Annotated in this window: 17 protein-coding genes and 2 pseudogenes; 15 read left to right on the top strand and 4 right to left on the bottom strand. The window is 64.8% G+C overall.

The genetic code is table 11. The features are described 5' to 3' along the window. The 5 genes and pseudogenes from B8W69_RS30830 to B8W69_RS28950 form a co-directional block, all read left to right on the top strand. Positions 1-746: pseudogene (locus tag B8W69_RS30830) on the top strand (DUF4226 domain-containing protein); the annotation flags it as partial. A gap of 27 nt (positions 747-773) precedes the next feature. Next, on the top strand, positions 774-1079 hold the full coding sequence (locus tag B8W69_RS28965; protein ID WP_133058051.1) for a hypothetical protein: 306 nt from the start codon (positions 774-776) through the stop codon (positions 1077-1079). Positions 1080-1152: 73 nt separating this feature from the next. Continuing rightward, on the top strand, positions 1153-1458 hold the full coding sequence (locus B8W69_RS28960) for a type VII secretion target (RefSeq protein WP_047323881.1): 306 nt from the start codon (positions 1153-1155) through the stop codon (positions 1456-1458). 15 nt (positions 1459-1473) lie between these two features. Next, positions 1474-3180, top strand: a complete 1707-nt coding sequence (locus B8W69_RS28955) for a PE family protein (RefSeq protein WP_165762721.1) — start codon at positions 1474-1476, stop codon at positions 3178-3180. Next, entirely contained in the window at positions 3177-3518 is a 342-nt protein-coding gene (locus B8W69_RS28950; RefSeq protein ID WP_047323879.1) for a hypothetical protein, read from the top strand. The genes B8W69_RS28955 and B8W69_RS28950 overlap by 4 nt, the downstream gene beginning before the upstream one ends. Positions 3519-3847: 329 nt before the next feature. Here the strand turns inward: B8W69_RS28950 and B8W69_RS28945 are convergent, their stop codons facing one another. Both B8W69_RS28945 and B8W69_RS28940 read right to left on the bottom strand, forming a co-directional pair. After that, a complete protein-coding gene (locus tag B8W69_RS28945; RefSeq protein WP_085293082.1) occupies positions 3848-4132 on the bottom strand; it encodes a hypothetical protein in 285 nt (94 codons plus the stop codon). Between the two features lie 9 nt (positions 4133-4141). Further along, the gene (locus tag B8W69_RS28940; RefSeq protein ID WP_052955344.1) at positions 4142-4579 is read right to left on the bottom strand and encodes a WhiB family transcriptional regulator; all 438 of its coding nucleotides are present in this window, start codon (positions 4577-4579) and stop codon (positions 4142-4144) included. A gap of 297 nt (positions 4580-4876) precedes the next feature. Between B8W69_RS28940 and B8W69_RS28935 the strand changes: the two genes are divergently transcribed. From B8W69_RS28935 to B8W69_RS30410, 8 genes are all read left to right on the top strand, one after another. Then, a complete protein-coding gene (locus tag B8W69_RS28935) occupies positions 4877-5392 on the top strand; it encodes a helix-turn-helix domain-containing protein (RefSeq protein ID WP_165762720.1) in 516 nt (171 codons plus the stop codon). Between the two features lie 71 nt (positions 5393-5463). Next, complete coding sequence (locus tag B8W69_RS28930) at positions 5464-6450, top strand: hypothetical protein (RefSeq protein WP_245843418.1); 987 nt, start codon at positions 5464-5466, stop codon at positions 6448-6450. 39 nt (positions 6451-6489) lie between these two features. Next, positions 6490-7191: a hypothetical protein gene (locus tag B8W69_RS28925; protein WP_085293079.1), complete on the top strand. Its 702-nt coding sequence runs from the start codon at positions 6490-6492 to the stop codon at positions 7189-7191. A gap of 14 nt (positions 7192-7205) precedes the next feature. Continuing rightward, positions 7206-7895 carry a DUF6338 family protein gene (locus tag B8W69_RS28920; protein ID WP_085293078.1) on the top strand — a complete coding sequence of 230 codons (690 nt, stop codon included), beginning with the start codon at positions 7206-7208 and terminating at the stop codon, positions 7893-7895. 234 nt (positions 7896-8129) lie between these two features. Further along, positions 8130-8402 carry a hypothetical protein gene (locus tag B8W69_RS28915; protein ID WP_133058050.1) on the top strand — a complete coding sequence of 91 codons (273 nt, stop codon included), beginning with the start codon at positions 8130-8132 and terminating at the stop codon, positions 8400-8402. Positions 8403-8419: 17 nt separating this feature from the next. Beyond that, positions 8420-9061 (top strand): Rv2240c family protein, encoded by a 642-nt coding sequence (locus tag B8W69_RS32405; RefSeq protein ID WP_500684411.1) that lies wholly within the window; start codon positions 8420-8422, stop codon positions 9059-9061. Between the two features lie 7 nt (positions 9062-9068). Further along, complete coding sequence (locus B8W69_RS30415; protein WP_133058049.1) at positions 9069-11399, top strand: WXG100 family type VII secretion target; 2331 nt, start codon at positions 9069-9071, stop codon at positions 11397-11399. Beyond that, a complete protein-coding gene (locus B8W69_RS30410) occupies positions 11396-11950 on the top strand; it encodes a hypothetical protein (RefSeq protein ID WP_133058048.1) in 555 nt (184 codons plus the stop codon). The genes B8W69_RS30415 and B8W69_RS30410 overlap by 4 nt, the downstream gene beginning before the upstream one ends. Here B8W69_RS30410 and B8W69_RS28905 read toward each other — a convergent pair. After that, positions 11947-12363: a type II toxin-antitoxin system VapC family toxin gene (locus B8W69_RS28905; protein WP_085293086.1), complete on the bottom strand. Its 417-nt coding sequence runs from the start codon at positions 12361-12363 to the stop codon at positions 11947-11949. The genes B8W69_RS30410 and B8W69_RS28905 overlap by 4 nt on opposite strands. 5 nt (positions 12364-12368) lie before the next feature. After that, positions 12369-12632, bottom strand: coding sequence for a type II toxin-antitoxin system VapB family antitoxin (locus tag B8W69_RS28900; RefSeq protein WP_085293076.1), 264 nt, complete (start codon positions 12630-12632; stop codon positions 12369-12371). A gap of 103 nt (positions 12633-12735) precedes the next feature. On the opposite strand from B8W69_RS28900, the gene B8W69_RS28895 reads away from it, so the two are divergent. Together B8W69_RS28895 and B8W69_RS31110 are read left to right on the top strand one after the other, a co-directional pair. Further along, entirely contained in the window at positions 12736-13713 is a 978-nt protein-coding gene (locus tag B8W69_RS28895; RefSeq protein WP_245843417.1) for a hypothetical protein, read from the top strand. Between the two features lie 68 nt (positions 13714-13781). Continuing rightward, a pseudogene (locus B8W69_RS31110) lies at positions 13782-14103 on the top strand (hypothetical protein); the annotation flags it as partial.

Here is a 14103-nt window from a genome sequence, read left to right as displayed (position 1 = left end):
GTATTCCTGGCGCGCTGGGCGGGGCCGCGGGGTCGTTGCCGATGGATGCGCTGGGCGCGATGGGCCCGCTGGCAAGTCAGTTGGCCGGCCAGGGCGGCGGTGACGGGTTCAAAGACACTGACGCCCACGACCACGGCAAGTCAGACGACTTCCAAGACGCCTCGCATGGCAAAGGGGACGGCGACGGCGGCAAGAACTCTGACGCGACGTCGGGCAAGGACGACACCAGCGACAAGGGCGAGAAGAACGGCACGACCCAGCCAGCGGGCACGACTGCGCCGCAGCCCAGCGGCCAGCCCGCCCCGCCCGCGGCGGTGCCCGCCAGCGCCGGTGGTGACCCGAGCCGGGTAGTCCAGATGCCCGACGGTTCCCCGGTGACGGCTTCCACTGTCCAGCACGCCGCCGCAGTGCGGGCGGTGTTGAACGGGGCGACGGTCGCCGATGGGTGGAAGCAGGCCCATGTGGAGTTGCCTCCGCCGGGGACCCCGGTGACCGCGCCGGCAGATCCGAGCCATTTGGTACCCGGTCAAATCGCCCAATTCAAGAGTCGCGACCCGGTGATGTACATGGGTAATGGCAAAATCTGGCTTGATGGGCAGCTGCAACCGCAAAGCGCACTGCCTACGGGAGATTTTCTGGGCTGGGTCGATCCGCCTCAGCTCACCGGGACGACACCGGTCCCGACCGTGCCGGGTGCGCCAGCACCGGCCGGTCAGCCGGGGATCACGAACACCAGCGGTAGCTAGATGTGGGCCAACGATGCGGGAGTCGCGGTGACCGACGAGCAGCAGGAAGTACTTCCCACTGTCGCTGAATGGTCCGCCGATGGCGCGTTGATGGTCGAGCTGGATTGGCAGGGTCAGGGGTTGCGGGTCCAGCTCGAGCCCGAGGTGATGCGATCGTGGACCGCTGACATGCTGGCGGATCGGATTGTGCGGCTGCACCGGCTGGCGTTGATGCGAGCGCGCGCCGAACAGCGCATGCGCATCATTGAGGACAGCGGTGCTGCCCTGCCGACCACGCCGGGCTGGCCGAGTTTGACCGACGTCGAAGAATATCGGCGAACCATCGATTTTTAATTCGTGACCGATGCGCAGGCCGTTGAGCCGTTGTTAGGCTTAGCAAATAGCCAAGTTCTATGGGAGGTGTGCGGTGGCCGGCGACGACGTGAAGCTGGATTTCGATGAGTGGGACCAGCACGCGCAGTGGTGGGATCAAGAGGCGCCGCGGGTGCGCGAGCGCCTGACCGTCGATCCCGGCACCGCCGAAAGCATGGGTCAACGCTTCGGCGACATTGGGTGGGAAGTTCGTGAGGCGTTGAACGAGACGCTGCAGGCGCGGTCAGCGGCGGGCCGGTCGCTGGGGCAGTATTGCGAGGGTGTGGCTGGCCATATTCGGTCGAGCATTTCTTCTTACCAGCAGACCGAAGAGGCCAGCCAGCAAATTTTGAAGACGTAACTCGAAGGCTACTTGGTGGCGGATTCAGTACGCGTCGATACCGAGGTCGTGCGGGCGGCAGGCCGGCAGGCCGAGGCCGCTGGCGGCGCCGCAACGCCGGGCTCGAATCATGTACAGCCCAGCGCTGCCGACATGGTGTCGGTGGGCGCGAGCACGCGTTTCACCGCCCAGGTGAGTTTGGCGCGCAAATACACGGCGATGGCCAATGTGTTGGCGCGCCAGTTCGGGGTGAAGCTGGATGCCAGCGCCTCGGCCTACGACGAGCAGGAAGTGCGCTCGGCCGCGACGCTGGGACGCGGCGGTGGTGCGGCCGCGGCCGTGCCGGCCGGGTACACCGGCGCGCCGGGTCATGTGGTGCCGGCGGATCTCGTGGCGGGCGGGCTGGGCACGGATCTGCCCGCAGGTGAGGTGCCGGCGAGCCCGCGTGACGTCGCTCGTTTGATCGAGACCGGTCGCGCCGGCACGGGCAAAAAGACGTGGGAGGCCGTGGAGACCAGCCTGCGCTCGGAGGCTAAGCAGCTCGACGACGCCGCCGATAAACTCGGCCAAGCGATCGGCACCACCGGTAACGGCTGGCAGGCCCAGTCCGCCGATGCGGCCACGACCCGGATGCGCGCGTTGCAAACCTGGTATCAGGGTCACGCCAAGTATGTGCAGGGCCTGGCTGATCAGGCCAAGGCTCATGTGCAGAACTTCTCCAAAGCGCTCACCGATGTCCCGCCGTATCGCCACGTGCTTGACGCGGAGCGCGAGCTCAAGGCGGCGCTGCAGTCCAATGCGCGCACCGGTGGCGCCCAACGGGTGGCCGTCGTCAAGGCGCAGGTCAAGGTCAGCAAGCTCTATCAGGCTTCGACGACGGGGTTTAGCACCTATACCTTCGCCGAAGCGGCACCGAGTAACCCGAAGATGCCTGTGCCGCCGCCGGATGCTCCCACTTCGACTGTGCCCCCTGCTGTTCCACCTGCTGGTCCCGGCGATGGCCCGGTGGGGCCGCCGCAGCCGCAGCACTCGCCCAAAGGCGCGCCCTTGCAGCCGGTGCAGGGCGGTCCAGGTGTCGGTGAGAATCTGACTGCCGGGCCGACGTGGCCGCCTGGGGCCGTTGATCCCAGCGGCCCGGCTAATCCGCTGGCGGATGCGCTGCCGCAGACGGCCGGGGGCCTGCCCTCGGAAGTCGTTCCCGGCATCATCGGTGGCGTGGTCGGCGGCTTGGGTGGCTTGCTCGGTGGCCTGGCCGCAGCGCCGCAAAAGGCGCTGCAGGGTTTGGAGCAGGCGGCCGGGCCGATGATGAGTGGCCTGGGTCAGCATCCGCAAGCCGGTGAGCCGCAGCACGGCGGGGAGCAGTCGCCGCAATCCCCAGAGCCTCCGGCAGGTGATCTACCTTCTCCCGGGGATCTCGGCGCCGGTGGCGGCGGAGGCGACGCAGAGCCGGCGGGTGGGGGGGACATGCCACTGGCCGCGCCTACCGAGGTGGCGTCCGCACCGCCGGCGGCCGCACCCGCCTCTGCGCCCTCGGCGCCGACACCGGCGGAGGCGCCTGCACCGGCGATGGGCGCAGTGGGTCCGATGATGCCGCCCATGCGGGGAACCGGGGAGGGCGCCGGCCCGAACAACAAGCAGCTCTACCAGGAACGCAAGTTGAAAGTGGTGGCGCCGGCCAACAGTGAGCCGGTGAAGAACCGTCGAGAAGGCCGCGCTAAACCCACTGATCGGAAGAACCCGTGAGCACACCGCAGGAACGAATCGCCGCCGTCGACCAGGGGCTGCGCGTAACGCGGGCGCTGGTGGCCGAACTCAACGCCGCCGCGCACAACATGCGAGAACAGGACCCGATCAGCGACGTAGTGATGCCGACGTTCGACGGCGACGGGTATCTGTGCGATCTGTTCATCGCGCCGACCGCGCTGGCCGATTACACCTACACGGGCCTGGAAGATTTGATCACCGAAGTGCTCAGCGAGGGCACGCAAAGACTGCGTGAGGTGGCTCAGGCCGCGATTGACCGGTACTGGGGGCCGGAATCGTCCTGGCATGAACTCAAGGTGCTGCGCGACGAATGGTGATTCCGGTTGGAAAAACCATGGCGCGCAGAAGAATTGGTGAATGAGGGCGCCGAGCAGGCGATACCGGCAATTCGAAAAAGCCGATGTATCAACGCCACAACGTCTTCAGGCTTAGGTTACGGCCAGCCGTCTGAGAAAACAGCTTGGAATCATGGGGGCACTGCCGAGGCAATCGAATGTGTTCTCAGGTGGTCTGTCAACGCGCCCGGATAGCGGTGCGCCGTCGGCGTCGAACGCATCTGTCTCGCAGGCAATTTCGCGAATAGTCATAGTTAGCAGTCCTTAGGGCAAGGGCAGCGGCGGGCCGCAGGCGCGGTCGCTACGGGGGTTTATCCGTCGACCGCGGCGGGGTGGGTGTAGAGGTGGGCGATCAGTTCGACCCATCGACAGGCGTCCTCGCGGCGTGCTGCCAGTACATGCGCGGGCGGCAGTTGGGTGGCGGTGCACCCGGAGCTGGCCACCGCCGTGGTCAGGTACAGCCGCCAATAGAGATGGCCGGCGGGTTTGAAGGCTCCGCAAATCACCGACGTGTCGTGGTCGAACACTGTGATGCGTTCGGTGCCGTTGTCATCGACGCTGGTGACTACGGGGTGCTCTGCAACGACGGAGCTCATGGCAACCTCCTATGCCGCGCCGGCGTGAAAGATCAGCGGTTCGTCGTCGACATCGTCGGTGTCGTCGGTGTCGTCGAGGTCTGGCAGCGGGGCGACTCGCAGGTCACCGAGTTCGGCTTGGCGGCGCTGCTCGAACTGGGCGGCCAGCCGCGCATAGACCGGCTTGAGTTCCTTGGGTTGGGCGCCGGGCAGCATGATGCCGCCCCAGATTCCGTGAGTGGCTCCGGTGGCCACGGCGTTGTAGCCGCACCGGCCGCGGAAGGGGCATTCGGCGCAGCGCTTGATGGCGCGGTGTTTGGCGCGCGGGTCAAAGAAGAGCTCGGGGTCTTCTTGGCAGGCCACGTGCTGGCTGGTCTGGAAGAGGCGCACATCAGCGCGCATCTGGAAGGACGCAAACGGTCTGGCGTTGGCGCGGGTGTCGGCGGCGGGGGCGAGGTTGATCGTCATTGGAGGCGTCCTTCCCTTGGTAGGTGCTGGGCTTCTTCACTGAGGCGGTACGCCCGTGAATTACCGATAATCTAACAGAGTTTTTAGCGGTTTTAGCGGTTTGACCGCTAAAATTCTGGGATGGGTACCCGCACGTGCGCTCGAAGCGAGCACCAGCACACGGTGTCACCGCATGTCAGACCGTGTTTCATGGTTGAGCCGGCGCTGCTCAACGCATCGGCGACGAAAACCGCTGAATCACCTGTTTTAGCGGCGCGGATGGGGAAATCTGGCGGTTTGTCGGGCAAGATACGGGTCATGTCCTGGGAGCAGCTCGCCGACGAAGTTCGACTTCGCCGCAAACAATTGAAGCTGACCCAGCCCGACGTCGCCGAACGCGCCGGCATGTCGGTAGCCACTGTGCGCGCGGTGGAAACCAACCGCTCAGGCCGACTCACCCGCCGGCTACGCCGAGCCCTAGAACGCGCGCTGGAATGGCAGGACGGCAGCGTCGACGCCGTCTTAGACGGCAACGCACCTCGAGCGGTCACTACCGCCGGCACCACCGCCGTGCCACCGGCTGTCAGCGCGGACACCGCGAGGGCCGCCGCCGAACGATTCGCTGTCGCTCATCGACTGGTCAAAATGCGCCATGCGTTCCTCGAGCATCGCGACCACATGTCCGAGGCCGCCCGCGCCGCGATGGATGACGAATTCAGCACGGCCTCACGCGAAACCGAGGAGGCGCTGATCTGGATGCTGCCCTGGCTCGCCGATGCCGAGCGCACCGAAGCGATCCGACTTTTAGCCGAACTCAGAGAGATCCGCCCGTGAGTCGTCGACGCGGAGCGGCACCATGGGCGGCCACCAGCATGCCTATCATCCGGCGGCAGTGGTGCTATGCCATGGAGGCCGCCGCGGATCTGACATTTGAGGAGTACCGCAACGCACTGCCGCCCGGCGCTCCACCTGAGCGCGTCGCGCAAATGAGGAAGATCGAGCGGCTTATAGATAAGTTCGCCGCCACTGCCGACACGATACGAACCGAAGCGGCGGCGCTACGTATCGCCGAGCTGTACTGGGTCTCGCGCGACATAGTCGACGTGGCGCTCGAAGCGTCAAAGTCGTTGCCGGAGTGGACACCTGAGGCGGCAATGCCAGCCGAGACCGGCCTTTTATGTTGGGCGAAATCCGCCGGCACCGTCTCAAGTGGTGTGCCCACCCAAGAGGCGGTCGAAATGGACCTCAACAGGCCTGGAGTCACCGCGCGCCCCCTTGACCGCGAGGTCGCGACGATCATCGACATTCCCTGGGACGCGATCTGGTGGTGGCGAAGGCCAGATGGGCTGTTGCAGCTCACGCCAGCCTCACGCGCTGAGCAGAACGCCGCCGTGCTGCGCATGGCCAACACGAGCTCGCCGCTATGGGGCGCTCACACCATCATGATTCGGCCCGATGTGCCGCGCACCGAGGAAGCCAACGGTGGAGAAAGCGCGTACCCGTTCATCAGCGCCCTGGGCGCGGCCTGGCTGCTCATGGCCCAAACCAACATCGCCGAAACACGAACAATCGGCCCCACTCCCGAGCCGCGCCCGCGGCCCGACCCAACCGAAGGCACCGATATGCCCGCCCCGGTGCCGCCGCGGCCTTCCCTGGTAACCGTCGTCGACATACTGCGCGCCCAAAGACAGTCGCGGGCGGCGGACTCGGGCCGAACCTATAGCCATCGGTTCCCGGTGTCTGGACACTGGCGCCAGCAGGCTTGCGGGCCGGGGCTCTCGCAACGAAAACCACGCTATATAGGCGACTACCTGAAGGGCCCGGCCGACGCCCCGCTGATCGCCCCGAAAACCCGAGTACATGTGCTTCGCGGAAAACGAGGAGCCCGCTAGTCGGCGGGCTATGTCACATCGAAAAGGTACGGTGCGGGCATGTTCGACATTCCAGGAATGCCACCGCTACAGCGGCATAACCTTCCGGTTCGCCGGGCTTCGTCGACACCAGCCCGCGTCGTCGACGACGGCCACCCGGGCGGCGCTCAACGCACGTGCCGGCCGCAGGCGGCATCACAGCCGCGCACGCCCGCCGAGCAGTGGTGGCACTACAGCGTTGGGTGCGCGGCCGCGCTGCGTGCCGGGCGTGTACCGACCCCGGTCGCGGTGTATGGGCCGGTCCTCGAACCCGGCGAACAGGCGCTGCTCAGTGCAGAGATCGACTACAGCCGCTTCTGCGGGGGAGATGGCTCGTATTCGCCGCTGCCGTTGATTGTTGCCGGCCGCCCAGCGGTGATGTTCGGCGCACTGGCGGTCCAAGGCGTGGTCAATCATCGTCGCAAAACGGTCGCAGCCCAACGCGCCGCCGCCCAATGGCGGTTTCACCAAACATGCCCGGTCATCATGACGACCGACCGGCTGATCTGTACGACCGCCGCGCACGGCCTGGTCAGTTTCTGGTTCGGGGCTTGCACACAGTTCTACCCGGATTTGCAGCAATGGACACTGACGCTCGGGTTCGACTCAACCTATCCAGTGCGGCTCAGCGGCCCGGCCGCGCCCGCACTGAGCTTGTGGAGCGCCTACGGGATCCTGGGTGACGCGTGGGCCGATGACCCCCGCCTGGCCCTACTGAGCTAAGTCGAGTCCTTATTGTGACGACGTTTCAGGCACTGCTTGTCGCGGTCATCGCTGTCCTTCCCGGCGCGGTGTACACAATCGCGCGGGAAAGCCACGGTGCCAGCTGGGCATGGCGGAAAACAGACGCGGCGACGCTGATCTTCCGTTTCTTGGCGACCTCGGCGGCATTTCACGTGCTGCTGGCTCCAGCGACCTACTATGGCTACCGCCACGTCATCGTGACCGGCGCGACCGCGCCCAATGTGCTGCCGTGGTCGTGGTGGGTCGCGATCTCTGCCTACGTCATCGTCCCCTACCTGGTGGGCGTGTGGATGGAGGATTCCCGCGAATGGAAGCCCAGTTCTCGACGGGTCCTTGGTTGGCCGAAGAACACGCTTAAACACCTGCTGGCCTTCATTTCCGGGACTGATCCTGAGCCGCGGGCCTGGGATCGACTGTTCTCCAAGAACCGCACGGGATACGTCACGCTCAAGCTCAAGGACAGCCAGGAGTGGAAGGCTGGAATCTGGTACCGGCCGGCGTATGCGAGCGCCTACGGTGAAGACCAGGAGCTTTACATCGCCGAGCAGGTCGCAGTATCCGCGGATGGCGCGGTTTCATCCGACGCCAACGGCGACCCGATCTATCTCGGAGTTGGGCTGTTAATCCGCTGGTCAGAGATTGAATACATAGAATTTGTTGATCTGAGCGGTATGGGAGGTTGAGCGCGATGGCAAAGCAAGAACGCATCGAACGGGCGGTCCCTCGAGACGATGGGATCGAAAAGAAGGGCGGCTATCCAGCAGGGCCCAAGCCGGCGAAGGGCGTGCCGCCCGTCCCTCAAGGACTGCGCAAACCGCGCAAGCAGACGTAGCGGACGGAAAACGGACTTCCCAGCGCCCGCAATCGGCGCTGGTTAGCCGATGTGCAGCCCCAACACCGGCGGTAAGATGCGGAGCATGAGTGCAGGCAAGTTCACCATGGATGTGGCGGAGACCGAGGCCGGCTTGTCCGCCGCGGATGCCGCGACCGCTCAGCAGGCGGGTTCGAGTGTTCAGAGCCTCACGATTGGTGGCTATACAACGTCACTAGTAGGAGCTGCTATCGGGGCGCTCGCGGTGGCGGAGGCCCATGCAGCCGGGCGCGCGGCTACGAACGCAGGAAGCAGAGAGTTCAGCATTGCAACAGTTCAAAGCGCTGAAGCCGGTAACTCCAGCGTGCTGACGACGTAACGACAGAGGGCGGCAGAATGTCATCACCATGGTCGAGAACCGGGTCCCCGTCGGTAACCTTGCCACCTCCCGCGTCTTCTCCTACGCCGGGAGCGACACCGCCGCCAGCAGCCCCGTTCCCAAGCGCTTTTCCGCGAGGCAGCGGGCCTCGACGTCACGTTTCGGCGCGAACAGCCCTGGGGTTATTGCTTGCGATCGTCCTCTCAGCCGTCGTCACAGCGACAATCACCGTTGTAGCGATGCGAAGCGATTCGCGTGTACAGCCAGGCGGGCAGCCCTCCGTCGCGCCGGCAGCACCTAACTCCGCTTCGCCAACGCCGCAGTTCAGCCCCGCCGAATCCGCCGCAGCAAAGCAAAATCTATGCCACGTGTTCGATGTTTCTGCGGGCCAAAAAGGGCAGGGCGGGTACCGGGTCGAAGGTAACTTGAATATGCCCGTGACTCTTCAAGCCGTAACTAGCGCGGTGGCGGTACAGAATGCGCTTGTTCCCGCTGTGCCTGCTGACGTCGCATCGGCGGCACGGAGATACATCACCACGACACTTGACGTCGCTACCGCGGCTATGGGCAATACCTCAATAAATGAAATCAACCGTTTGACAGCCGTATCGAACGGCGCGGTTGACGCGCTCGTGGATGTTTGCGGGCTACCTCGGTAGGTTATGAATGGCTGCGATACCAGGCCCAAGTGCGGCCGAGGTCCCTACTTGGTGGGCCGAGCGTAATAACAAGCAGGCAGAGCGGCTGCTGAATCTGTTCACTCCGGCGAAGGCGCTCTCCAAGCTGCCGTCAGGCGTCCCGCATATTGGCGGCGGCGGTGATCACCCAAAGCCGCAGGGCCCGTTCGTGCATATCCTGTTTCAACCTTTCGTGTGGCCCGCAGACTCGGAAACCCTTCTGACCGGCGACGCGGACATGCTGAAGGATGCGTCGAAATCGTTCGATAACGCCGCAATGGACGTCCAACAGGCTGCCAACGGCGTGCTGAACGGAGGCTCATGGGTGGGTAAGAGCGCAGACGCAGCTTATGAGGCCTACAAACAAGCGGCCGCGATTAAATTCCACCAGGCCGACATCAGCGGTGCTGCATCGGATTTCATCAAGCGTGCCGCCGCCGACGTCGCGAGCGCCAAAAAGCACATGTTCAACGAGAGCAAGCAGGCGCATCAAGAGGCCGAGGCTTTTCTGCGGAGCGGCTCGGGTCACTCACTCGCGCAGGTGGCGGTGATCCTCGGAGTACATCGAACGGCAATTCAAGGTTATTCATCTGAACTGCAAGGCTTCGTCACTCAATACACGACCCAATTCACCAACCACTTCAAGGAGGGTGGCCCCGGAGCCGGTCCCAAGTTCAAACAAGCCGGACACGGGACGGATAGCTCAACGGATCCATCTTCAACTGACCCTTCAGTTGCAACCCCGCCTGGGACTAATCCGATCCCCGATCAACCTGTACCGAAAGACGCTGGTAACGGACTGGGATTAGGGCGCGGGCACCATGGGCTGTCATCTGGGCCTCCCGGAACTCGCCCCGAGACGATAACGCCCCCGACGCATAACCCATTGACGTCATTGCTAAATGGCGGTCTGCCGAGTATGCCCAGTCTGCCTGGCGGCGGGTCGGGCGGCGGCCTTCCAATGGGCCCTCTGCAAGGATTGATGGGTGGTTTCGGCGGGTTGCCGGGAGGTATGTCACCGCCTACGGGCCTGAGCGCGCCCGGTTTGCAGGGTTCCCCGATGCCGTCGTTGGGAATGGATTTCGGCCGTGGTTTGGCCGCTGGTGCTTCGGCAGCGGGTGGTCTGCCGCCGGTGACGCAGGCTCCGATGACACCGTTGGCGGCGCCGATCGAGTCTGCTCCGACGTCGGCGGCGCCGGCGGCGGCTCCTGTGGCTGCTACACCGCCGGCTGCTGCTTCGGCTCCAGCTCCAGCGCCGGCGACCGGTATGCCGGCAGGTGGTATGACGTCGTATGGTTCGGTGCTTCCTCCGCAGGCCACGTCGGCGGCTCCGCCGGTGGGTTCTGCGCCGGCTACACCGTCGATTCCAGCTGAGGCTGGTGGTGCCGGGGCGGGTGCGGGGGCGGGGACCGGGCTGATGCCCGTCGCCGGTCGGCGTGAGAGCGCAGCGGTTCGCCGCGATATGGCTGAATCTGATCTGGATCAGGCCAAGGCGTTGGTCGCCGAGCTGGCTGGGGCCGCCAGCGTGACTGACCCGGGTTTGGATTGGGCTGTGGCGGTGGGCCGCAACGCGTCTGGCATGCCGACGTACTGGGTGGCCACCAATGATGGTGCCGCCTATATTCCGCCTGGGGTGTTTCTGCGCAAGACAATGCCGATCGCTGGCGGGCACGATGGAGATTTTGACGCGCGCTGGTTCGGCTGGGTCAACCCTGCCGATAAGGCGGTGCGGGCGGCGCGGGAGCTTGGCGATACCGTGAGCGCGGTGGCGACGTCGTGGGCGATGCCGTCTGAGTATCTTGCCGAGCACCCGTCGCCGGAGGTTGCGACGGGCGTGAAACCGAATCTCGGGCCGGACAACATGTCGGCGGAGTTGTCTCCGTCGCGGGCGCACCGTCTGCAGACGGTGGATGCGGCGCTGTACACCGATCTGGTTGCGGCTGATGAGTCGACGGTCCGGCACTACTGCCGAACTCTGATTCGCCAGTTGGCGTTTGGTATTCCGGGCGAGGATTTGTCGCCACTTGCTCAGTCGGTGGCGAACGCGTTGGTGGCCGAACGGTGGCCGACGGCCCAGGAGTGGGCGTTACTCGGCGAGGAACATGAGGACGCGCTGGTGCAGATGGCTTGCCAGCGGCCGGGGTTGAACGGGGTGGAAAGCCCTGACCAAACGGTCAGCTACACAAGGGAGTTCGTCCGTTGCCGGCAGCTGGAGGCCTTGCTGTGCTGGGAGCAGCACGGCGGGGATCTGCTCAACGTCGTGTATGCGGCTTGGGTCGCCGGGATACGGGCGCCCTTGAAGGACCTAGTTCTGCGTTGATCGACGATCTGACCGCCAAGGTGGCCCAGCTGCTCGCAGAGCCGCCGCCACGACCCGTGCGGGGGGTGCAAAAGGAAACCGCCACTCGTGGGCCAATCGGCCTCGCGATAACGGTGTTCCGGGCGGCAAGGGACTTGGTGGCAGAGATAAATTATGTTGAGGCTGTTAATGATTGGGAGCAGCGACAAGCTCGTTTGAGAGAGTTAGACGTTCTCTTAAGTTCGGGTGTGGTAAACGCTGCGGGCCGGGAAGCACTGCGCGACGAAGTGGAATCGTTGCGCCTCAGCGGTTTTGCTCGCGTGCAGCGCATGGCGGCCGTGTGTTCTGCGCTTGGTGTCGTGACCAAGGCCGTCGGAACAATCGTACGTGGTTGTGGAGAGCGCCGGGCTGCGGAAAGTCAAGCTAGCGCGGTGACCAGACCCGACGATCTAGCTCGGCAGCGGGCATGTGAACAGATCAACGCCGAGACGCTGCGGGTCTTGGGGTTACACGAGCACACTGCTGCGATGTCGCTAACTGATGCATATTGCCTTGTGGTGCAACGAAATTAGTGTGTCGGCCAGTAGCCGGTGACGCCGTCGAATTCAATGTCCGTTTGGGCGAAGTCATTGCCGATCGCAATGAGTGGTTCCTGCGCGAGTTTGGCGGTGGCGTATGCCATGGTGTCTCCGTAGTTGAGGGCGGCGGGGTGGCGACCCTTTCCGTACTGGAGGTAGGCCCGATGTGCGATCCACGCGTGCTCGAGTGTGAATGGTTGGAATTCGAGGTTGATTTCGGACCGGAGCCGGTCGAAGACGGTGCGGGCTGTGGCGCCGTGGCGGCTGGTGAGCACGATGAGGCATTCGGCGGCGTTCGCCGTGGACATGACCGGGCTACGGTCGCCGGCGAGCGCGGCCGCGATCTGTTCGGTGTAAGGGGCTTCGCCTTGGATCAAGGCAATAACGGCTGACGAGTCGATGATCACGGCGCTCACACGCCCGTGGCGTCGTTGTATCCGAGCGCTTGTTCGCGTTCGGTCTTAGTGATGGGGGATCGGTCGTGCAGCAGTGGCCAGATCTCGGTTCTGAGGACGTCGAGCAGTTCGTCGGCGCGGTTTCCCGTGCGGGATTGGGTGATCTCGATCTGGGCGCGCAGTGCGTAGCGGATTGCGTCGATGCGGCTGGGGAGGTGCAGGCGGGCGGCGAGCTCGTCGGCGAATTGGATCACCTCTTCGTCTTTCACATTGAAAGCCATAGGTACATGGTACCGAACGCCAGGTATGTAGTACTTCGCTTTGTGATGGTTTCGCCTGCGCTGGATGTGGCCTGGGCCGATGGCGTCGGGTTAATTTTGTTGGGTGAGTATTGCGGCGTTTGTGGCGGGTGTCGACCGCATTTTGACGCGTGCGCATGACTTGTATCCGACCGGCGGTGAGGGCGGGGAGTTACCGGCCGCTGGTGAGGGCGGTGCGGTGCCGGCGTCGCCTGATGGTGGGAGTGGGTTGCGTGCCGGGGTGTTTCGGGCCGCTGGCTCTTATCAGCAGTCGCGCGCCGGAGCGGCGGGTCTTGATCAGGAGTTGCAGGAGTCGGCCGAACAGGGCACGGCGATTGGTCAGCAGGGCCGGCTGGCCTCGGGGGTGATTCGTGATCAGGCCCGTGCGATCGGGGCATCCAGTACGACGTTGGGTCGGACGCCGGCGGGGGCGCATCTGATTATGGCCGCGATGGATCAGCAGCTCTCGGCGATGCAGGGCCAGTTGCAGGCGACGAAGACCCAGTACCAGGGCGTGTCGGCGACGTTGCGGCAAACAGCCGCGGGGTATCAGACGCTTTCTGATGGGGCGAAGGATTCGCCGCCGGCGGTGCCGTTGGATTCCTCGGATAGGTGGAAGCCTGGCGATCAGCGGCACATGCCCTACGGTGCCGGGGTGGGCGGGCTGGGTCCGCCGAACTATCCGGATTCGCCGCCGTGGGTCGATGTTTATGACAGGACGAAAGATCCGGCTCAGGTTCCGCATTATTTCGTCAGGTCCGATGAGATCCCGGGTTATAAGACGCTTCCGCCGGGGGCGTTGGGGCCACCAACGTTGTCGGACTCACACGGCAATCCCGATCGTTATATCGAGTTAAGCCCCAATTCCGGTGTGTGGGTGCCGCAGTCGGCGTTCCCCGGCGCGAAGATTTACCCGCCGGGCAGTGGTGAGCTGCCGCCGTATGGGTGGAATGAGTATGTGCCGGGCTCGGGGATTTTCCTGTGGCACGGCGATTTGATTCCTGAGCCGTATAAGCCTTATGGGCCGTTCGGGCCGCCGACGTATCCGCAGGGCGGTCGCTGACAGCGCATGCCCTGAACTGGGTGTGTTTGGCTGTGGCCGGGGGGATTTGGCCGGGTTAATTTTGGTGGGTGAGTGTTGCGGCGTTTGTGGCTGGGGTGGACCGGCTGCTGACTCGTGGGCACGGGTTGTTTCCTGCCGGGCATGGCTCTGCGGGAGGCCAGGTGTTCGCCGCCGGTGGTGACCGGGGTCCGGTGCCGGCCGCCCCAGCTGGCGGAGATAGCAGCTTGACTGGTGGCGCGACAGCGGCCGGGGGCACCTACCAGCGCGCGCACGTGACCGCGGCCGGGTTTGATACCAACTCGGGGGAGACCGTCGATGCAGGGGGTGCGGTCGGTGTGCAGGGGCGGGCCGCCTCGGGGGTGATTCGCGATCAGGCTCGCGCGGTGGGGG

The organism is Mycolicibacterium vulneris, from assembly GCF_002104765.1.
Taxonomy (GTDB): domain Bacteria; phylum Actinomycetota; class Actinomycetes; order Mycobacteriales; family Mycobacteriaceae; genus Mycobacterium; species Mycobacterium vulneris.
The sequence above is the reverse complement of the archived record's forward strand: the minus strand, read 5'-3'. Positions and strand labels throughout refer to the sequence as shown.